This window comes from Actinospica robiniae DSM 44927 (assembly GCF_000504285.1).
Lineage (GTDB): Bacteria > Actinomycetota > Actinomycetes > Streptomycetales > Catenulisporaceae > Actinospica > Actinospica robiniae.
In genome coordinates this window covers 489,699-508,127 of sequence record NZ_KI632511.1, presented here as the reverse complement: position 1 = coordinate 508,127, position 18,429 = coordinate 489,699, and the positions used below count along the sequence as shown (strand labels likewise).

The 18,429-nt window shown below is 70.3% G+C and carries 21 protein-coding genes; 14 read left to right on the top strand and 7 right to left on the bottom strand.

Annotated features, from left to right (window positions below; all coding sequences use genetic code 11):
- Window positions 1-3 precede the first annotated feature (3 nt).
- Together ACTRO_RS02130 and ACTRO_RS02125 are read right to left on the bottom strand one after the other, a co-directional pair.
- Window positions 4-2,295 (bottom strand): FtsX-like permease family protein, encoded by a 2,292-nt coding sequence (locus tag ACTRO_RS02130; RefSeq protein WP_051450169.1) that lies wholly within the window; start codon window positions 2,293-2,295, stop codon window positions 4-6.
- Window positions 2,292-3,017 carry an ABC transporter ATP-binding protein gene (locus tag ACTRO_RS02125; RefSeq protein WP_245594278.1) on the bottom strand — a complete coding sequence of 242 codons (726 nt, stop codon included), beginning with the start codon at window positions 3,015-3,017 and terminating at the stop codon, window positions 2,292-2,294. The genes ACTRO_RS02130 and ACTRO_RS02125 overlap by 4 nt, the downstream gene beginning before the upstream one ends.
- Window positions 3,018-3,225: 208 nt before the next feature.
- Between ACTRO_RS02125 and ACTRO_RS02120 the strand changes: the two genes are divergently transcribed.
- Window positions 3,226-4,482 (top strand): ATP-binding protein, encoded by a 1,257-nt coding sequence (locus tag ACTRO_RS02120; RefSeq protein ID WP_063627910.1) that lies wholly within the window; start codon window positions 3,226-3,228, stop codon window positions 4,480-4,482.
- 22 nt (window positions 4,483-4,504) lie between these two features.
- Here ACTRO_RS02120 and ACTRO_RS02115 read toward each other — a convergent pair whose 3' ends face one another.
- Complete coding sequence (locus ACTRO_RS02115; RefSeq protein ID WP_084315894.1) at window positions 4,505-5,242, bottom strand: response regulator; 738 nt, start codon at window positions 5,240-5,242, stop codon at window positions 4,505-4,507.
- 140 nt (window positions 5,243-5,382) lie between these two features.
- Here ACTRO_RS02115 and ACTRO_RS42585 point away from each other — a divergent pair, with 140 nt between their 5' ends.
- From ACTRO_RS42585 to ACTRO_RS02085, 6 genes are all read left to right on the top strand, one after another.
- Entirely contained in the window at window positions 5,383-5,781 is a 399-nt protein-coding gene (locus tag ACTRO_RS42585) for a COG4705 family protein (RefSeq protein ID WP_051450167.1), read from the top strand.
- A 175-nt stretch (window positions 5,782-5,956) separates the two neighbouring features.
- The gene (locus tag ACTRO_RS02105) at window positions 5,957-7,042 is read left to right on the top strand and encodes an ABC transporter substrate-binding protein (RefSeq protein ID WP_034272639.1); all 1,086 of its coding nucleotides are present in this window, start codon (window positions 5,957-5,959) and stop codon (window positions 7,040-7,042) included.
- A 15-nt stretch (window positions 7,043-7,057) separates the two neighbouring features.
- Window positions 7,058-8,815, top strand: coding sequence for an ABC transporter permease (locus ACTRO_RS02100; RefSeq protein ID WP_034260774.1), 1,758 nt, complete (start codon window positions 7,058-7,060; stop codon window positions 8,813-8,815).
- On the top strand, window positions 8,812-10,035 hold the full coding sequence (locus ACTRO_RS42580) for an ABC transporter ATP-binding protein (protein WP_051450165.1): 1,224 nt from the start codon (window positions 8,812-8,814) through the stop codon (window positions 10,033-10,035). The genes ACTRO_RS02100 and ACTRO_RS42580 overlap by 4 nt, the downstream gene beginning before the upstream one ends.
- Window positions 10,032-10,811, top strand: coding sequence for a COG4280 domain-containing protein (locus ACTRO_RS02090; RefSeq protein ID WP_034260772.1), 780 nt, complete (start codon window positions 10,032-10,034; stop codon window positions 10,809-10,811). The genes ACTRO_RS42580 and ACTRO_RS02090 overlap by 4 nt, the downstream gene beginning before the upstream one ends.
- Window position 10,812: 1 nt before the next feature.
- Window positions 10,813-11,025, top strand: a complete 213-nt coding sequence (locus ACTRO_RS02085) for a hypothetical protein (protein WP_034260770.1) — start codon at window positions 10,813-10,815, stop codon at window positions 11,023-11,025.
- Window positions 11,026-11,066: 41 nt separating this feature from the next.
- On the opposite strand, the gene ACTRO_RS02080 is transcribed toward ACTRO_RS02085, so the two are convergent.
- Window positions 11,067-11,645, bottom strand: coding sequence for a Chromate resistance protein ChrB (locus ACTRO_RS02080; protein WP_051452268.1), 579 nt, complete (start codon window positions 11,643-11,645; stop codon window positions 11,067-11,069).
- Window positions 11,646-11,820: 175 nt separating this feature from the next.
- On the opposite strand from ACTRO_RS02080, the gene ACTRO_RS02075 reads away from it, so the two are divergent.
- From ACTRO_RS02075 to ACTRO_RS02050, 6 genes are all read left to right on the top strand, one after another.
- The gene (locus ACTRO_RS02075; RefSeq protein ID WP_245594277.1) at window positions 11,821-12,267 is read left to right on the top strand and encodes a CBS domain-containing protein; all 447 of its coding nucleotides are present in this window, start codon (window positions 11,821-11,823) and stop codon (window positions 12,265-12,267) included.
- A gap of 399 nt (window positions 12,268-12,666) precedes the next feature.
- Window positions 12,667-13,677, top strand: coding sequence for a zinc metalloprotease (locus ACTRO_RS02070; RefSeq protein WP_169739793.1), 1,011 nt, complete (start codon window positions 12,667-12,669; stop codon window positions 13,675-13,677).
- A gap of 241 nt (window positions 13,678-13,918) precedes the next feature.
- Complete coding sequence (locus ACTRO_RS02065) at window positions 13,919-14,308, top strand: GntR family transcriptional regulator (RefSeq protein WP_034260766.1); 390 nt, start codon at window positions 13,919-13,921, stop codon at window positions 14,306-14,308.
- Between the two features lie 39 nt (window positions 14,309-14,347).
- The gene (locus ACTRO_RS02060) at window positions 14,348-15,259 is read left to right on the top strand and encodes an ABC transporter ATP-binding protein (RefSeq protein WP_051450163.1); all 912 of its coding nucleotides are present in this window, start codon (window positions 14,348-14,350) and stop codon (window positions 15,257-15,259) included.
- On the top strand, window positions 15,256-15,885 hold the full coding sequence (locus tag ACTRO_RS02055; RefSeq protein WP_034260764.1) for an ABC-2 transporter permease: 630 nt from the start codon (window positions 15,256-15,258) through the stop codon (window positions 15,883-15,885). Before ACTRO_RS02060 ends, ACTRO_RS02055 begins: the two co-directional genes overlap by 4 nt.
- Window positions 15,886-15,909: 24 nt before the next feature.
- Window positions 15,910-16,443, top strand: a complete 534-nt coding sequence (locus tag ACTRO_RS02050) for a GNAT family N-acetyltransferase (RefSeq protein WP_063627909.1) — start codon at window positions 15,910-15,912, stop codon at window positions 16,441-16,443.
- A 53-nt stretch (window positions 16,444-16,496) separates the two neighbouring features.
- Here the strand turns inward: ACTRO_RS02050 and ACTRO_RS02045 are convergent, their stop codons facing one another.
- Together ACTRO_RS02045 and ACTRO_RS02040 are read right to left on the bottom strand one after the other, a co-directional pair.
- Entirely contained in the window at window positions 16,497-17,060 is a 564-nt protein-coding gene (locus ACTRO_RS02045; RefSeq protein ID WP_034272627.1) for an NAD(P)H-dependent oxidoreductase, read from the bottom strand.
- A gap of 200 nt (window positions 17,061-17,260) precedes the next feature.
- A complete protein-coding gene (locus tag ACTRO_RS02040; protein ID WP_157435653.1) occupies window positions 17,261-17,488 on the bottom strand; it encodes a hypothetical protein in 228 nt (75 codons plus the stop codon).
- 61 nt (window positions 17,489-17,549) lie between these two features.
- Between ACTRO_RS02040 and ACTRO_RS02035 the strand changes: the two genes are divergently transcribed.
- The gene (locus ACTRO_RS02035; RefSeq protein ID WP_051450162.1) at window positions 17,550-18,047 is read left to right on the top strand and encodes a MarR family winged helix-turn-helix transcriptional regulator; all 498 of its coding nucleotides are present in this window, start codon (window positions 17,550-17,552) and stop codon (window positions 18,045-18,047) included.
- On the opposite strand, the gene ACTRO_RS02030 is transcribed toward ACTRO_RS02035, so the two are convergent.
- Window positions 18,044-18,340, bottom strand: a complete 297-nt coding sequence (locus tag ACTRO_RS02030; protein ID WP_034260760.1) for a muconolactone Delta-isomerase family protein — start codon at window positions 18,338-18,340, stop codon at window positions 18,044-18,046. The two genes, ACTRO_RS02035 and ACTRO_RS02030, sit on opposite strands and share 4 nt — an antisense overlap.
- Between the last annotated feature and the right edge of the window lie 89 nt (window positions 18,341-18,429).

Genomic DNA, 18,429 nt, shown 5'->3' with positions numbered 1-18,429 from the left:
CCCTCACTCGAACCGGACGGAGTCCGGATCGGTGACGTGGCGCAGCAGCGGCAGGCTCGCGCAGACCAGGGCGAGCGAGAACACCAGGCCGCCGCCGACGGCCAGCGCGTACGTCAGATCCGGCAGCGCGATGGACGTTCCGGTGGCCCCGAGCTGGCGCACCACCCGCATGGCGACCAGCAGGCCGGCCGCGCCGGCGAGGACCGCGGCGCCGAGCAGCGGCACGGCCGACTCGATCAGGGCGACCTTGTAGAGGGCTGAGACCGGTGTGCCGGTCAGGCGCAGCAGGGTGAACGGGCGCTTGCGCTCGAGCACGCCGCCCGCGACCGAGACCGCGAGGCTGCACGCGGCGACCAGCAGGATCACCGCGGTCACCGCGATGGCGCCGTGCTGCGCCTCGTTGTAGAGCACCGCGCGAGATCCGGCCACCTCGCCGAAGGTCACCGGCGTGGACGCGCCGACCTGCCGGCTGTAGGGCGTCAGCAGAGTACGTACCCGCTCCATCGTGGCCGGATCGGTGGTCTGCACCAGGACTGTGCCGAGTCTGAGAGTGGAGAGCGGGTAGGTTCCGCTGGTGCTGTGCGCGGTCACCACCGGCAGGTCCTGCGAGATACTCAGCATGTTGTCTTCGAGGAGCACCTTGGCGAAATCGCCCTCGACGTCGACGGCGCCGACGGGACAGCTGCCCAGGGCCGGCAGTGCGGACAGTTGCGCGCAGCTGAGCGCGGACAGCGAGGTGGCGCATCCGCCCCCGCCGCCGCACGCCACGCCGGAGCCGCCGGTGATTGTCGCCCCCGGCGGGAGCTTGACCCCCGGCGGCAGCGACCGGGCGTCCGCCCGGGGCACCACGTAGAGCGGCAGGACCTTGGCCCCCGGGTAGCCGCCGAGCTCTGCCAGCAGCTCACTGCCGGCCTGCGGAGAGAGGCCCGGCGTGGACTGCGAGGAGAACCCGGCGCGCAGCACGCCGCTCAGTGTGCCGCCGCCGACGTGGTTCTGGGTGGAGATCAGGGGCGGCACGATCGCCGCGATCGCGGTGCCCAGGAACACCGCCAGGACCAGTCCGCTCACGGCTCGGGCCGCTGCACGCGGATCGTCGGACAGCCGCCGGGTGGCCAGCAGGGTCGAGGGACCGGAGGTGGTCCGGGCGACCAGGGCGCCGAGCCGGACCGTCAGCCAGGAGCCGCCGACCACCAGCCCCACCATCATCAGCGCCATCCCGAGGAAGGTGAGCGGGAAGGTGTTGCTGTTCCCCGGCACGGCGATGAAGACGGCCAGGCCGAGCAGCAGCAGGATCGGGCCCCAGATCCGCGGCGGCCGCGGCGTCCCGCGCCGAGTGACGCCCAGCGGGTCGATCCGCACCCGGCGCAGCGACCACACGGCGCCTAGGGCCGCGCAGACCGGCACGCCCACGACGGCGGCGGAGTATCCCCAACCGGTCGGGGTGACCACGGCCGGGAAGTAACTCAGGCCCGTGACGGCGGCCCGGGCGAGGGTGGAACGCAGCACCAGGAAGCCGGCCACCCCGAGAAGCGCTCCGGCCATGGCGCCGGCGAAGGTCTCCATCGACGCGATCACGCCGATCTGCCCGTTGGTCGCGCCGACCAGCCGCATCGCGGCGTACCGGGTCTCGCGCCGGGCGGCGGCCAGCCGGGTCGCCACGCCGATCAGCACCAACAGCGGCACGAACAGCGCGAGGGCGACCAGGCCGAAGCCGAAACGGTAGCCGAAGGCAGTGACGTTCACCGAACTGCCGTGCGCGATCGCGGTGACCGCCGTGGTGGAGTCCTGCGCGCCTATCGTGGGCTGCGGCTCCCCGACCACCACGACCAGTTCGTCGGGGCTGGAGAGCGCCGCGTCGCCGATCAGGCCGGCGAAGGTGCCGGGGTAGCGGTTGCCGAGCTCTTGCGCGGGCACCGAATCGAGCAGCCGTCGCATGGCGGGTGAGGCGTAGTACTGGCCGGCCGAGGGCATCCGGGTCAGCCCGGGCAGCACCGGAGCGCCGGCGCCGAGCACAGCCACGTCCAGCCGCTCGATGGTGCGGCCCTGATAGTCATCCGTGCTGTAGTTCCACAGCTCGGCCGATCCGTCGGGCGAGACCTTGGACGGGCTGGTGCCGGTCGTGCACTCCCAGCACGCGCGGCCGGTGGTGGTCGAGTACGCGTGGAAGTCGGCCGCGACGCACAGCAGCACGGTCACGCCGACGGCTACGGCGGCCGCCACCACCACGAGCCGCACCAGCGCTTCGCGGCCGGCGTCGAGGGTCAAGCGCAGACCCAGGCGGAGTATCGCGGTCATCGTCCGACTCCTTCGGCCATCGCCTCGCCGACCTCGCCGTCGCGCACCTCGACCTGGCGGTCGGCGTAACCGGCCACCCGCGGGTCGTGCGTGACCAGGACCACCGCAGTCCCCTCGGCCCGGGCCAGATCCAGCATCACGCCCATGACCACCTCGCCGGTGGCCGAGTCGAGCGAACCGGTCGGTTCGTCCGCGAACAGCACCCGCGGCTCGATCGCCAGGGCGCGGGCGACGGCCACCCGCTGGGCCTGGCCGCCGGAGACCTCCCCGGTGCGCCGGTCGGCCAGGCCGCCGAGCTCCAGCCGGTCGAGCCAGGCGGCGGCTCGCCGGTAGGCCGCCTTGCGCGGCACCTTGTTGAACAGCAGCGGCAGAGCGATGTTGTCCGCGGCGGTCAGCTCGGGCACGAGTTGGCCGAACTGAAAAACAAAACCGAACTCCGTCCGGCGCAGCCGGGTGCGTTCGGCGTCGGGGAGCGTGTCGAGCCGGCGCCCGCCGAACCACACCTCGCCCTGGTCCGGCTGGTAGATGCCGGCCAGGCAGTGCAGCAGGGTGGATTGGCCGGAGCCGCTCGGACCGGTCACCGCCACGACCTCCCCTGCGGCGACGGACAGGTCCGCGCCGCGCAGCGCTGGAGTCCTGCCGAAGGAGCGCACCACGCGGCGCGCTTCAAGCAGACCCGTCGGCGCGTCGCCCCGGACGGGCATATCGGTGTGGGTGCTCATGGCCTCGTACGGCCTCTCCGTGAGATCAACAGTGGTCTGCGATGGCCTGCTCAGCATCGCGGACCGCCCGCCCGGACTCATCGTGGTCGGACAGTCGGCGAACCCTGATTTCTCCCGGAGCCGCCGGCCGGCCGGTTGCGCCGGAACCCGGAGGCGTACTCCGGGTTTTCCCTGATCCCGCTGCGGCAGGACGTGTGACCATGGAGGCGTGCCGGACACCGCAGGAACGTCATCGAGCCCTGAGCCAAAGCCCCGGGCACAGCCCGAACGGCTGCTCGCCGGAGTGTGCCGCGACCTGTCCGCCCGACTCGGCGTGGCACTGTGGAACGTTCGGCTGGCCTTCGCCGTCTTCACTCTCGTCTACGGGATCGGGCCGGCGGCGTACGCGGTGCTCTGGATCGCCCGCGGGCTGCGCCGTCCCTCCCCCGGCGCCGAGCCGACCGCCCGGCCGTGGCTGCGTCTGTCCGTGTCCGCGCTGCCGTATGTCGGTCTGGGGCTGCTGATCGCGCTCGACGGGGACAGCTTCGCGGACCAGTGGCGGATCTGGCGCTACGCACTGCCGACCATCGCCGTCACCATCGCCCTCGCGGCCTTCTGGCCCTCCGGGACGGGGCGCGATCGGCTGCGGCGCGCGCGGCGCGCGGCCCGCCGCACCCCTGGGGCGGTCGCCGCGCGCGCCGCGGCGGGATCAGTGATCGCGTTGAGCGGGCTGGTCAGGCTGTTGACGATCGGCACGTCGCTCTCGGCCATGGGCAGCGTCCTGCTGGCCGCCCTCGTGGTGCTGGCCGGAGCCGTGCTCGCGGTACTCCCGTTGCTGCTCCGCGTCCAAGGGCAGCTACGGGAGGAGCGAACGGCGCGGCTGCGCGCCCAGGAGCGCGCCGAAGTGGCCGCCCTGATGCACGATTCGGTCCTCCAGACCCTCGCGCTGATCCAGCACAGCGAGGCCGATCCGGCCCGGATGGCCCAGCTCGCCCGGACGCAGGAGCGCGAGCTGCGGTCCTGGCTCTACGGCCCGCGGACGCAGCGCACGACCGGCGGCGCGTCATCCTTCGCCCGGGCCGTCGAAGCCGCCGCGGCCGAGACGGAGGACCGCTACGGGTCCCGGATCGAGGTGGTCACCGTCGGCGACGCGCCGCTCGACGAGGACCTGATCGCCTGCGTCGGGTCGGCCCGGGAGGCGATGGCCAACGCGGCCAGGTACGCCGGCCACGAGCGCATCTCCGTATTCGCCCAGGTGTCCGGGGACGGGTCGAAGCCACGCGAGGTGCTCCTGTATGTGCGCGACCGCGGCATCGGCTTCGACCCCGCGGCGGTGCCCGCGGACCGGATGGGCCTGCGCGAGTCGATCATCGGAAGGATGCGGCGGCACGGCGGCAAGGCGACGGTGCGCACGGCTCCGGGCGAGGGCACCGAGATCCGGCTCGAGCTGCCCGCCCCGCGCGGAGCAGCACAGAACCCTGAGTGATAGGCCGTGCTCTGGTACGGCTTCAGCGAATCCGGCGGTCGATGGCCCAGCGGCTCAGCTCGCGACGGTTGGACAGGCGCAGTTTGCGCAGCACCGAGGAAACGTGCGTCTCGACCGTTCTGATGGAGATGGACAGCTCCCGGGCGCTCTCTTTATAGCTGTAGCCCCGGGCGATCAGCACAAGCACCTCTTGTTCGCGCGCGGTCAGCACATCCAGTTCCGGATCGAGCGCGGGTACGGCCGACTCGGCTGCGCCGGCACGGAAGGCGTCAAGGACGAAGCCCGCCAGGCGCGGCGAGAAGGCCGCATCCCCGGCGGCGACGCGGAGCACGGCGTCGAGCAGTTCGGCACGGCTGACCGACTTGGTGACGTAGCCGCGCGCACCTTCGCGGATCACCGCGATGACGTCTTCCGGCGCATCGGAGACGGACAGGGCCAGGAAGCGGGTCTCGGGCAGCTCCTTGACACACCGGCGGAGCACTTCGATTCCGCCCCCGCCGGGCAGATGTACGTCGAGCAGGACCACCTGCGGGCTTAGCGCGCGCACCGCGGCCACGGCGCTTTCCACGTCGTACGCCTCGCCCACGATCTCGATCGCGCCGGCGGACACCTCACGCAGTTCGCTGCGCACTCCGGCGCGGACCATGCCGTGATCGTCGACGACGACCACGGTGACCGGCCCTGGTCCGGCAGGCTCGGCATCGGCCCCGCGCGACTCGGGCTCGATCACGGTATTCCACCCATTCGCAGTCCTCTTCATCGGCGAACGACTCGAGGATCTCATATCCCACACCGGCGCCGGCCGGGGCGGCCCGCGTCGGCGGAACTGAAGCCGCCGATAGCGCGTCTTCCCGCACGATAAGATTTACAACTATGTAGATATCATGCGGAGGTTGAGGCGTGAGCCGGGACGAGTGGCGGCAGGCGGACGTGGCCGGACCGGCGCTGTGGCGCCCGCCACAGCCGACCGGGCGAGCGGCCAGGCAGCCGTCCGGGCCGGCGGTCGAGGGCGCCGGCCGCCGCGCACTGCGCGTACCCGAAGTCGCGCTCGCCTTCTGGATCGTCAAAGCCCTGTCCACCGCACTGGGCGAAAGCGCATCGGACGCACTGGTCAACTCCCCGCTCGGAGCCCAGATCGCGGTAGCGCTCGGCTTCTTCGCCTTCCTCACCGCACTCATCATCCAGTTCAAACAGGCCCGCTACCAGGCCTGGCCCTACTGGACCTGCGTCGCCATGGTCGGGGTGTTCGGCACCTACCTCGCCACCACGAAGAAAGACGTACAGCACACGGAAGCCTGACGCCGCCGACGGTGTGGCATCAGGATCCGCACGTGGCCGCCCCCTCGATCCACACAGCACCATCCGGCTGCCGCCTGTTCACGGCCGCGACACCTCTCCCTCGCTCGACCGCCAGATCTGTCACCCAGCATTCCTAACTGTCGTTACATCGCACCAGTGACCACAGTTGGAGATCATGATGAACGTACGCGATCGACGGGCGGCCGTCGGCGGCGCGCTGGCCAGTGCTCTGCTGTTGGGTGCCCTGGCCGGCTGCAGCAGCTCCGCCTCAACCTCGGGCTCGAACGCGGCCGGCGGCTCGGGAACGGTGCCGCTGGTCGTCTACTCGGCTCAGGGCTATGACTCGGCCGTCACGAAGGCGTTCACCAAGGCGACCGGTATACCCGTCTCCCTCGACGACGACAGCACCGGGCCGTTGCTGGCCAAGATCGCCGCCGAGCGCAACAACCCGAAGTGGGGCCTGCTGTGGGTGGACGGCGACACCGCGTTCGCCTCGCTCGACAAGCAGGGGCAGCTGCTCGACTACGACCCCGGCGTCGCGCTGACCACAGCCGGCCAGTCGCTGGTGCCGTCGAACCACTCGTACTCGCCCGTCAGCACGACTGCCGTACCCGCACTCGTCTACAACGCCGCGAAGGTCACCGCCGTGCCATCGACGTGGCAGGACCTGCTCGGAGCGCAGTACAAGGGCAAGGTCGGCATGAACGACCCGTCCCAGTCCGGACCGACCTTCCCGCTGATCGCCGGACTGATGAACGAGCTCGGCGGCCAGACCGGCGGCATCGCGGCGGGTGAGGCCTACCTGACCAAGCTCAAGGCGAACGGCCTGCAGGTCCACCCGACCAACGGCGACACCCTGCATGCACTCGAGACCGGCCAGATCGACTACGGCCTGATCCAGTCGTCCGCGGCGGCCGGCGAGGTCGCCACGGCGAAGAAGAGCGCGAACTTCGACCCCAAGGTCGTCTACCTGGGCACCACGACGCTGCTGCCGGCCGCCATCGGCATCGACAAGGCCGCTTCGTCCACCGAGCAGAAGGAGGCGGAGAAGTTCATCCAGTACGTCCTCTCCCCCGCCGGCCAGCAGGTGATGCAGACGGCCGACCCGACCGGAGACTCGCTGTACTGGCCGATCGTTCCCGGCCTCGACCCGGTCAGCGCGCTCGGCGCCATGCCGACGAACTACCAGAAGATCGACCCGTACTTCTGGGGTCCGCTGGAGAACCAGGTCAACACCTTCTTCGACAGCTCCATCAAGTAGCCGGGCCGACGTCTCATGGCTCTGTCCACATCTCTGCCGGCCGCCGTCCGGGTACGCGCCCGTTCGGCGACCGGCTGGGTGCGTACCGCGTCCTTCGCGCTGTTCTGGCTCTTGGTGGCGGCGATCCTGCTGCTGCCGATCCTGCTGTTCCTCCTCGTCGCCGTGAGCCCACGGCTCTTCGACCAGGGCCCGCAGTGGCTCACCCTCTCCAGCTTCGGCGCCGCGTTCCAGGGCCCGATGCTCCAAGGCATCGGGGACACGCTGCTGGTCGGCGTGGTCACCGCCGTCGCGTCGGCGGCGATCGGCTTCGGCGTCGCGTGGGTGGTCCAGCGCACGCGCGTGCCCGGCCGCAGGCTCTGGTCCGGCAGCATGTTCGCGCTCCTGCTCGCGCCGTCGTACCTGATCGCCCTCGGCTGGGAACGGCTACTCGAGCCCCAGGGCGTACTCGACCTGCTGCACGTGCCCGACAGCGCCGCGCGCACGCTGCTCTACGGCCCGGTCGGCGTCATCAGTGTCCTGACGGCCAAGGGGATCCCGTTCGCCTACCTGGCGATCTCCGCCGCACTGCGCGGCCTCGGTGAGGAGTTCGAGTCCGCGGCGCGGGTGCACGGCGGCGGACGCGCAGCGGCCGCCCGCATCGTGCTCGCGCTGGTGGCCCCGGCGATCTGGTCCGCGCTGGCGATCGTGTTCGCCGAGTCCATCAGCGACTTCGGCGTCGCCTCCACTCTGGCCAACGACGCCCACTTCCCCGTCGCCACCTTCGAGCTCTACAACGCAGTGGACAACTTCCCCGTGCAGTTCCCGGTGGCCGCCGCGGTCGGCTGGATCCTGTTGGCGATGGCCGGGCTCGCGCTGGCGGCCCAGAACGCGGCCCTGCGCGGACGCAGCTACCGCGTGCTCGGCGGACGCACCCGCCCGGCCCGTCGCCGCGAGCTGACCCGCCCGGCCACGGCAGGGGTCTGCTCCGCCATGGCGGTGCTGGTCCTCGGCTGCCTGGGCGTGCCCGCGTTCGGGGCCGTGTCCGCCTCGCTCATCCAGGGGCTCGGCACGCTGATGGGCGGCGCGGCGTTCAGCCTGGCCAACTACCGGGAGGTGCTTTCCTCGCCCGAGCTCTACCAGCCACTGCTCTACTCGATCGGCCTGGCGCTGATCACGGCCACCGCCACCGCCGTGCTCGGGCTGACCGTCGCGCGCCTGCTGACCTCCCGGCGCGGCCGTTCCTCCGCCCGGGCGCTCGACCTGCTCCTGCTCACCGCGGTGGCGCTGCCCGGCATCGTGTTCGCGGCCGGATACATCTTCACCTACAACCTCCCGCTGACCAACGACCTCGGCATCCACCTGTACGAGACGACCACGCTGCTCGTGCTCTGCTACATCGCCACGGCGCTGCCGCCCGCCTCCCGCGTGCTCTTCGGCAGCGTGGGCCAGGTGCAGGAGACGCTGCGGGAGGCGGCTCGCGTGCACGGTTCGACCGAGGCCGGATCCTGGCTGCGGGTCATGATCCCGGTGCTCGCGCGGCCGCTGCTCTCGGCGTGGTCGCTCACCTTCGGCGCCACCGTGCTCGAGCTTCCGGTCTCCCAACTGCTGTATCCGCCGAACGACCCGACCGTCTCGGTCGGGGTGGAGAAAGCGCTGGCGAACTACGACTACGGCGGCGGCACCGCGATGGAAGTGCTCGCCGTCCTCGCCGCACTGGCCGTGATCGGCCTGCTGTGGGGGATCTTCCAGCTGGCCGCTCCGGCCGGCTGGCGCCGACTGGGAAGGACGACATGAGAACCGAGGAACCCGGCCGCGGGTTCGGACAAGGCGGCCACCGGGTCGCGCTGACCGGCGCGGGCCGGCGCTACGGGCAGGTGCGAGCCCTGGCCGGGGTGGATCTGGAGGTCGAGGCGGGGCGGTTCCTCGTCCTGCTCGGTCCCTCCGGTTCCGGCAAGACCACGCTGATCCGCGCCCTGGCCGGTATCGAGCGCCTGGACGAGGGCGAGATCCGGATCGGCGAACAGCTGGTGAGCGGCCCGCGTAAACACCTGCCCCCGGAGGCCCGGGATCTGGCGATGGTCTTCCAGGACTACGCCCTCTGGCCGCACCTGACCGCGGCCGGCAACGTCGGCTACGCCCTGCGCCGACGGAAGCTGACGGCGGATCAGAACCGGGCCCGCTCGCTCGAGATGCTCGAACGGGTCGGCCTGGCCGGGCTCGCCGAGCGCTACCCGCACGAGCTGTCCGGCGGACAGCAGCAGCGCGTCGCACTCGCCCGCGCGATCGTGGCCCGGCCCGGGCTGCTGCTCTTCGACGAGCCGCTCTCCAACCTCGACAGCGACCTGCGCGAGCGGCTGCGCGTGGAGATCTCCACGCTCACCCGGGAGTCGGGTGCCACGGCCGTCTACATCACGCACGACCAGGCCGAGGCTTTCGCGCTGGCAGATGTCATCGGCGTGCTCGACCAGGGCCGGCTGGTCCAGCTGGCCGACCCGGAGACGCTCTACCACAAGCCGGCCAGCCCCTTCGTGGCCCGCTTCACCGGACTGAGCGGCGAGCTCGAGGGAATCGCGTCGGCAGGTGCCGGCGCGGATGAGTACGTCCTCGTCGAAGGGGGACGCTGGCGGCTGCGGGCCAGAGCATCGAGAGACCTGCGCGCGGGCGAGCCCGTACGTGTGCTGGTTCGCCCCGCTGCCACCGGGTTCGCGGGCGACGGCCGGCGCACCGCTGAGACGGAAGGAGCGGCAGCGGGTGAGATCGAGGGAACCGTGGTCGACGTCGCCTACCGCGGCAGGGGCTACGACCACGTCGTCTCCTGTGGCAACGGCACACTCGCCGCGGTCTTCTCCCCCAGCGCGTATGCACGGGGCGTGCAAGTGAAGGTCTCGCTCGACCCCTCCGGCTGTATCGCCTTTCCCCTTAACGACGCAGACGCGATCAGTTACAATACAGATTTAACGACTGTTATGGCGGGCGAAGAACCCGTCGCGATGAAGCAAGGAGCAACCCCATGACCGGCACTGGTGGCGCGCTGTTCGCCGCGGTGTTCCTGGCCTGCGTGGTGGAGGCGGTCGAGGCGGTGACGATCGTGCTCGCCGCCGGGACGGCCCGCCGCAGTTGGAAATCGGCGGGCTACGGCGTGGCCGCCGGCCTGGCCGCCCTCGCCGTGATCACCGCGGCGCTCGGCCCGGCCGTCACCGCGATCCCGCTCGGCGCGCTGCGCCTGCTCGTCGGCGGGCTGCTGCTCGTCTTCGGGTTGCAGTGGCTCCGGAAGGCCATCCTGCGTGCCAGCGGCCACAAGGACCTGCACGACGAGGACGCGATCTTCGCCCGCGAACTCTCCGCCGCGCAGCAGGCCTCCTCCGGACGGCGCTTCAACGTGCCGGACTGGTACGCCTTCACCCTCTCCTTCAAGGGAGTGCTGCTCGAAGGGCTCGAAGTCGTCTTCATCGTGCTGACCTTCGGCGCCAACGCCAAGGACGTCCCGCTCGCCGCGCTGGCCGCCGTGATCGCCGTCGTCCTCGTCGTGGTCGTCGGCTTCGCGATCAAGGCCCCGCTCTCGCGCGTGCCGGAGAACACCATGAAGTTCGTCGTCGGGGTCATGCTGACCACGTTCGGCGTCTTCTGGGGAGCCGAGGGCGCGGACGCGCACTGGCCCGGAAACGACGCGGCTCTGCTGGTGATCGCCCCGGCCGTCGCACTCTACGCCCTGGCCCTGGTCGCCGTGCTGCGCCGCAGCGCACCGCGTCCGGCCGCCCCCGCCCGCACCCTGCAGACCGTGGAGCACTGAGATGCGAACACTGACCCAGCGCCTGCGTGCGTTCGGCGCCTTCTGGTACGACTTCGTCATCGGCGATGACTGGCGCGTCGCAGTGGTCGTCGTCATCGCACTCGCCGCGACGTACGGAGTGTCGAAGACCAGCGTGCCGGCCTGGTGGATCATGCCGCTGGCCGTGGTGCTGATCCTCCCGATCACTCTCTGGCGGGCGCGCAAGAAGCACTAGCCGACCACGCGGGTGAGGCCGGGCCGAGGCCGAGGGACACGTCAGTGCCCCTCGGCCTCTTCCGCGTACACCCGCGCCGCGTACTCCTCCAGCGCCTGCTCGCACGACGCGATCGCCTCGAGCGTCGCCGCGCGCTTGGGCGCCCCGAAGACGTCCCGCTCGGTGATCTTCGCCAGCCAGTTGCGCAGCTTGACGAGGTCCTCCTCGTTCTCCTCGAGCTCGGCGTAGGTGAAGTGCTCGGCGTCGTACTCCTTCTGCAGCTGCCCGTGGAAGTCCTGGCACTTGTCGAGGATCTCTTCGTACTCGTCATCTCGCGCCGCCTGGAAGACCGCGAGAAGATCCGACTGCCCCGCGAGCGCCACGCTCGAGAGCAGCTGAGCCGTCCCGCCCATCTCCAGGATCTCCCGCCGCAGCTTGCGCAAGGCCCGCTCCGCCCCCGCCCCCGCCGGCAGCGCCGCCACCGAGTTCTGCAGGTAGACCGCCCCCAGCCCCTTCAACCGCCGCCACACCGCCGCCCGCAGCCGCGTCGGCTCCGACGGGATGCGATAGACCAGAACCAGCCACCCCGACGTACCCTCGGCGGCCTTCTGCGCGGAGTCGTCCCCAACCTCGTTGCTCACGATCTCTAGTGTGCCGTACGCGGGCGACGTACCGAGGCTGTCCATCGAATGAAGGGGCTCACCTGGATGGCCGTGTCTCCCGGGCGACACGGCGCGGGCGCCGCGAGTATGTGGACTGTTCGCGCCCGCTGTCGAGCGGGTCCGGCAGGCAGTCGCCAACCTATGGAGGACGCGTATGACACCCGCACCCGCAGAGCAGCTCATGCACAAGACGGCCGAGCAGATCATGCACGAGGACGCGCGCTGGATCTCGGCGGCGGAGACCCTGGACCGCGTCGCGCAGGTCATGCGCGAGATGGACATCGGCGCGCTGCCCGTGAGCGACGAGGACGGGCGGATGTGCGGCATCGTGACCGACCGCGACATCGTGGTCAAGTGCATCGCGATGGGCCGAGACCCGGCGGCGGTGACGGCCGGCCAGCTGTGCGAGGGCACTCCGCGCTGGGTCGAGGCGGATGAGGAGGTCAGCAGTGTGCTGGCCGCGATGGCGAACCACCGGATCCGGCGGATGCCCGTCGTCAGGGACAAGAAGCTGGTCGGGATGATCAGCGAGGCGGACATCGCCCGGCACCTGCCCGATGACCAGGTCGCGGACTTCGTCGAGCGAATCTGCGTCATGTAGCGACTGAGCGCCCACCCGTACCGCCGAAGGACAGCGCTCGGCGGTACGGGTGGCGTCGAGAGGTGGAGATCCGCCGTCTCGAGAACCGAGCCCGCACATCTTCGAGACCAGGTCCGGCAGAGCCGCGGACACTCGGTTGAGGGATGGCGGGCTTCGTCATACCTCGAATACCCCGCCCGATCCGACCGTCCCGCCCACCCGTTCGACGTCGGCTGCGCCGCGACTCGGACGGTCCGCGCGCGACGACCCGGTCATATAAGCAATCGCATATTCCACGCGGGTGACTGACCGGAGTGTCCGCTGCCGAGTGGGCGCTCGCGGCGAAGGCACGCGGCGATCCTGGGCCCACGAGCGCCACCAGGGGCTCGAGTCGTGCTTTCACCGAGAGGAATGACGCGCGTGCGCGCTGCACAGAGAATTGCGATGGCCGGGGTCGCCACGGCCCTACTGGCGGGGGCGGCCCTGGCCGAGGCGAGTCCGGCGCTGGCGACGACGAGCCGCAACGTGGTCGGCGATCGGACGCCGGCGCCCCAGGAACGCCAGGCGGGCGTCTGCATCGAGCCGCCGCGGATGGGATTCGCCGGGGCGATCCGGGACGTCGACGACCCCACCGCGGCGCAGGAGATCGCCCAGCAGGACTCCCTGCTCCAGGGCCTGCAGCAGCGTGCGGGACTCTATCCCCCGCTGACCATCCCGGGACGCCCCAACGAACTGCACGCCGCGTTCGGCACGGGCACCATCACGATTCCCGTGTACGTCCGCGACATCTGGGATCCGGCCAACCCAGCGACCAAGCTGACCCTGTCCCAGATCAACGGCCAGATCAATGTCCTGAACCGCGCCTTCGCCGGGGGCGGCCCGAGCGCCGCGACCGCGTTCAAGTTCGAGTTCAGGAACCCCTTCAACCCGTACGTCGCGGACGCCGACCTGTTCGAGGCGCCCATCGACGGCGACGCGATGCGCGAGGCCAAGCAGCGCTACCACGTCGGCGGTATGAACACGCTGAACGTGTACTTCAACCAGGCGCGGCTCAGCTCGGGGGATTCTCTGCTGGGCCAGGCGACGTTCCCCACGGACGACAACCTCGCCCAGGACGGGATCGTCGTCGCCTACGACACGACAGCCGGCGCCCGGGGCGGAGCGATGGAGGGTGAGACCGCAGTCCACGAGGTCGGCCACTGGCTGGGGCTCTACCACACCTTCGAGAACGGTTGCGCCACCCCCGGCGACTACGTCAACGACACCCCGCCCGAGGCCTGGGCCGCCGAGGGCTGCCCCGCGCAGTTCAACCTGCACAACTACATGGACTACGTGGACGACAACTGCATGGACCGCTTCACCCCGGACCAGGCGCAGCGCATGGCGGATTCCTGGGCGGCCTTCCGCATGGCCGTGCCGAACGGATCCTGACCCCGCGTAGACGCGGATCCGTCTCGTCCGCTGCGGAGTATGCAGGTCAGAGCCTTTGCCGAGAGTGATCGGCAAGGGCTCTGATTCGTTCGGGGAGCAGTGTTCTCAGCTCACCAAACGCTCAACCCGACCGCGCGCCCGTCCCGAGGACACCAGGCGCCCGCCGGCCATCCCCGCTTGTGCACCTACCGTCCCTTCTGTATATAGTGAGCATGTACAGTTCGAGACGAAGGGCGGCGCTGTGCGGATCGTCTTGTCCAATAGTTCTGATTCGCCGCTCTATCAGCAGGTCAAAGACCAGATCGGCGCCGCCGTCCTGTCCGGCGAGCTCGTGGGCGGCGACGTCTTGCCCTCGGTCCGCGCGCTCGCGCGCGATCTGCGGATCAGCGTCATCACCACCACTCGCGCGTACGCCGAGCTGGCCGCAGAGGGCTTCATCACGACCATCCCGGGCAAGGGCACGTTCGTCCAGGCGCTGGATTCGGAGCTTGTCAGGGAACAGCGTGTGCGCCACGTCGAGGCGGCCCTGCAGGCTGCTCTGGACGCGGCCCGGCCGGCCGGGCTCAGCCGCGACGACCTCGTCGAGATCCTGGACACGCTGATCATGACCGAGGCGCAGGAACCGATCTGAGCACCACATCCACCATCACCAGGGGAATGAGGTTTCACCGTGGATTCGGACTTCGCGTTCGCGCTGCGGGGCGTGAACGCCGCACTGGGCCGGTTCCGGTTGCAGGACGTCGGCTTCTCGCTGCCGCAGGGCTATGTCATGGGGCTGGTAGGGGCCAACGGGGCGGGCAAGACCACGACCATCCGATGCCTGCTGGGGATGCAGCGCTTCGACCAAGGCGAGATCGAGGTGCTCGGACATCCGGTTCCCGGTCCGGTCAGCCTGCGGCAGGACGTCGGCGTGGTGCTCGACCACACGTATCTGGTGGGCGACTGGCGGCTGAGCGAGGTCGAACGGGCGGTTCGGCCCTTCTACGATCGCTGGGACGGCGCGCGGTATCGCGATCTGCTCGAAGAGTTCGACCTGGACGCGCGGGCCAAGGTCAAGGATCTGTCCCGCGGCATGGCCGTGAAGCTGACGATCGCCCTGGCGCTCTCGCACCGGGCGCGGCTGCTCGTGTTCGACGAGCCGACCAGCGGCCTCGACCCGGTGGCCCGGGACGAGCTCGTCGGCATCCTCGGCGACTTCCTCCTCGACGAGGGGCACAGCGTCCTGTTCTCCACGCACATCACCACGGACCTGGAGCGCTTCGGCGACTACCTGACGCTCATCCACGGCGGCCGGGTCGTCCGCAGCGGGACCAAGGAGGAGGTCCTGGACTCCTATCGGATCGTACGAGGCGGTCCGGACGACCTGACCGGCGCCGCCGGGGCCAAGCTGATCGGCGCCAGACGCACCGCTATCGGCCTGCAGGCGCTGGTGTCCGCCGAGGACGCCGAACTGCTCGACGGGAGTGTGCTCATCGAGGCGCCGACGCTGGAGGAGATCGCGGTCCACATCGGGGTGCGGGAAGCGAACAAGACGCCGGCGCGGCAGGCCCGCGACTCGGTCTCGACCGGAGGTGCCTCATGACCACCGTAGCCCGCGTGACCGTGCTGGATCTGCGTACCACCGCGCCCAACTGGCGACAGGCGGTCCTGGTGCCCGTGCTCGTGATGGCAGTGTTCTACAACCGGCCGGAGATGATCCTGCCGGCCCTGGCCCTGCTGTACTCGACGGCGATGGCCGGATATCCGTTCCAGATCTCCGATCGGTCCGACCTCGACACGCTCTACGCGGTCCTGCCGCTGACCAGGCGCGCGCTGCTGCTCGGGCGCTACGCGTGGGCGCTGGCGGTCTTCGTGGTCACGGCCGCCGTCGGGATTCCCGTCTCCCTGCTCCTGGCGGCGCAGCAGGACGTCTCCATCTCAGGGTTCGCGCCCACGGCGTACGTGGCGTCCTGGGCGTTGTTCGCGCTCAGCGTGTCCATCCAGTACCCCGTGTACATCCGGTTCGGACACACGCGGGCGGGCATGGCCGCGACGACGCTACCGATCGTCGCGGTCGCCTTCGTGGCCGTCCGGGCGCACCTGGACCTCAAGCCGAACGGCATGGGCCTGGCCTTGCTGGCGGTCGGCGGCGTGGTCCTGCTCTGTGCGTCCGTGGCCCTCGCCATCACGATCGACCCCCGGCGTGCGCGCCGCCCGATCGCCGCGTGACGCCTCGACTGAGATGATCCGGGCATGGATGCCGAAATGACGGGGATCGCGGCGCTCTCCGACGCGACGGTGCCGACGGTGCCGACCGAAGTCGGGTCGGCGGACGGCACACGCTGGACGATGCGCGCGGTGACGACCGACGACGTCGAGGTGCTCGCGGATTTGCGCGCAACGGTCATGCGTGCGGACTTGGTACGCCTCGGACGCTATGACGAGCACCGGGTGCGGCAGCGGCTGCGGGATTCGCTGTCCACCCGGCACACGTCGGCCATCATGATCGACCGGGAACTCGCCGGATGCGTCACGGTCCGACCCGCCGAAGACGGGCGATGGCTCGAACACTTCTATCTCGCTCCCCACCAACAGGGCCGCGGTCTCGGCTCCTCGGTCCTGCGTACGGTGTTGGAGCGCACTGACGCACAGGGTGCCACCGTGAGACTGAACGTCCTGCACGGCAGCGCCGCCCGCCGACTCTACGAGCGCCACGGCTTCGTCGTGGAGACCCAGGACCCGATCGACGTCTTCATGGTGCGCCCGCCCGCAGGAGACGCCGACTGAGACAGCCGTTACGGCCGAGCAGGTGCTCGGCCGTAACGGCGGGGTGGGAGGCCTCAGGCCCGGACGGTCTTGAGGGCGGCGGTCCAGGACTCCAGCTGGTCGAAGAGCGCGGTCGCGGCGGCATCGTGCTGGCCGGCCGGCTTGAATATGGAGAAGTTCTCGAAGTCGGTGAACAGCGAGAACGACAGCTGCTGGCGCACGTGGGCGATCTGCAGCTCGCTGGCGATCGCCCGCAGGTGCTCGATCGCGCGGGCGCCGCCCAGAGAACCGTAGGAGACGAACGCGGCGGCCTTGTTGTTCCACTCGGCGTACAGGTAGTCGATGGCGTTCTTCAGCACGCCGGAGGTGGAGTGGTTGTATTCCGGGCTGACGAAGATGAAGCCGTCGAACTCGGCGATCTTGGCGGCCCACAGCTTGGTGTGCTCGCCCTGGTACTGGCCCATGGACGGCGGGACGGCCTCGTCCAGGTGCGGCAGCGGGTAGTCGAGCAGGTCGATCAGCTCGTACTCGGCCGCGATCCGGGCCGAGGCCCGGTCCAGGATCCAGTCGGCGACCTGCTTGCCGTTGCGGCCGGGGCGGGTGCTGCCGAGGATGACGCCGATCTTGGGGGTGCTCACGTGGTGCGTTCCTTCCGGGTGCGGCGAGGCGGATGCCGGCCGACTGGGTGTGCGCTGGGCGCGGATGGTCGCGGTCAGCCGCGGGTAGCGGCCGGCCAGGCCCTTGAGGGCGGTGATGCCGTGGGCGTATCGGTCCACGGTGGCTGTGGCGGCCAGGATCAGCTCGTTCTCAGAGCTCTGTGTCTCGACCAGGGTGAAGGTTACCGGCGCCGCGCCGCCGCGGTGACGCGGGAGTCGGTGCGGAGCTCGGCGAGCTCGATCGTCCCGGGACGCGGGGCGAAGCTCCCGCGCACCGTGCCCAGACCGAACCGGTGCTCGGCGGCGAAGGCGATGACGGACCTGGACGGGTCGACGGCGAAGGCGCCGGGCGGGGTGCCGCGGTGGTCATGGAGCCTCCTTCTTGCTTGAATCTTCAAGTGAATCTTCAAGTGACCCCACCGTAGGCGACACGGCTTGAAAATTCAAGTCAGCCGCTAGACTGGCCGCACCATGCCCCCAGACGCGATGCCACCCGAAGAGCCCATCCGCTGGCTGACCGCGGACGAACTGCACGCCTGGCGCTCGTTCACGCTGATGCTCTACACCCTGCCCGCCGCCCTCGAGGCCCAACTCCAGAACGACGCGCGGCTGAGCCTGCTCGAGTACTACGTCCTCGCCGGGCTGTCCGAACAGAAGACCCACCGGATGCGGATGTCCGAACTGGCGCGCCTCGCCAGCTCCGAACTCTCCCGCCTGTCGCATCTGCTCAAAAGGCTGGAGAAGCGGGGCCTCGTGCGCCGGGAGCCCGACCCCGCGGACGGCCGCTACACGCTCGCGATCCTGACCGACGACGGCTACGCTCACCTGGTCGCATCAGCCCCCGGACACGTCACCCGGGTCCGTGAACTGGTCCTCGCCGCTCTCGACGCCGCTGAGTTCCGCGCCCTGGGCGAGAGCTCCGCCAAGATCGTCGAACGCATTGAAAGCGAACGCCCCGGCCCAGCCTAAGCCCCGGCCGCACCGGGGTCGTTGGGATGCGGGGCGACGGAGGTCACTTGAACGGTCATGAACGGGTACAAGGGCAGCGTACCCAGCACCTTTTCCCGCAGTTCCGCCTCGTCGGCCGCGCGCCACAGGCCGATGCTTCGCAGCTCGCCGATCGGGCGCCAAAGCCGAACCAGGTGGCCGGCGGCGGCCAGAGCCCTGGCGCGCACCGCCTCGGCGGCACGCAGCCGGTCTACCTCGGTCTGCGCCATGTCGTCGGGGAACGTTGTTCTCAGCTCGACCAGGAATTCCTTCATTGCCATCTCCCTCATAGGTGAAGATCGTGAGTGCCGTCAGCCGAGTCTGGACAGCTGGCAGTGGCTGATGGCCCAGTCGGACGGTGTCC

Bases quoted from the DNA above. Each gene is read 5' to 3' on its own strand.
- ACTRO_RS02085 (WP_034260770.1), top strand. From the start codon at position 10,813: ATGCGAACACTGACCCAGCGCCTGCGTGCGTTCGGCGCCTTCTGGTAC.
- ACTRO_RS02090 (WP_034260772.1), top strand. From the start codon at position 10,032: ATGACCGGCACTGGTGGCGCGCTGTTCGCCGCGGTGTTCCTGGCCTGC.
- ACTRO_RS02100 (WP_034260774.1), top strand. From the start codon at position 7,058: ATGGCTCTGTCCACATCTCTGCCGGCCGCCGTCCGGGTACGCGCCCGT.
- ACTRO_RS02105 (WP_034272639.1), top strand. From the start codon at position 5,957: ATGATGAACGTACGCGATCGACGGGCGGCCGTCGGCGGCGCGCTGGCC.
- ACTRO_RS02030 (WP_034260760.1), bottom strand. From the start codon at position 18,340: ATGAAGGAATTCCTGGTCGAGCTGAGAACAACGTTCCCCGACGACATG.
- ACTRO_RS02115 (WP_084315894.1), bottom strand. From the start codon at position 5,242: ATGAAGAGGACTGCGAATGGGTGGAATACCGTGATCGAGCCCGAGTCG.
- ACTRO_RS02130 (WP_051450169.1), bottom strand. From the start codon at position 2,295: ATGACCGCGATACTCCGCCTGGGTCTGCGCTTGACCCTCGACGCCGGC.
- ACTRO_RS02075 (WP_245594277.1), top strand. From the start codon at position 11,821: ATGACACCCGCACCCGCAGAGCAGCTCATGCACAAGACGGCCGAGCAG.
- ACTRO_RS02035 (WP_051450162.1), top strand. From the start codon at position 17,550: ATGCCCCCAGACGCGATGCCACCCGAAGAGCCCATCCGCTGGCTGACC.
- ACTRO_RS02055 (WP_034260764.1), top strand. From the start codon at position 15,256: ATGACCACCGTAGCCCGCGTGACCGTGCTGGATCTGCGTACCACCGCG.
- ACTRO_RS02050 (WP_063627909.1), top strand. From the start codon at position 15,910: ATGGATGCCGAAATGACGGGGATCGCGGCGCTCTCCGACGCGACGGTG.
- ACTRO_RS02125 (WP_245594278.1), bottom strand. From the start codon at position 3,017: ATGAGCACCCACACCGATATGCCCGTCCGGGGCGACGCGCCGACGGGT.
- ACTRO_RS42580 (WP_051450165.1), top strand. From the start codon at position 8,812: ATGAGAACCGAGGAACCCGGCCGCGGGTTCGGACAAGGCGGCCACCGG.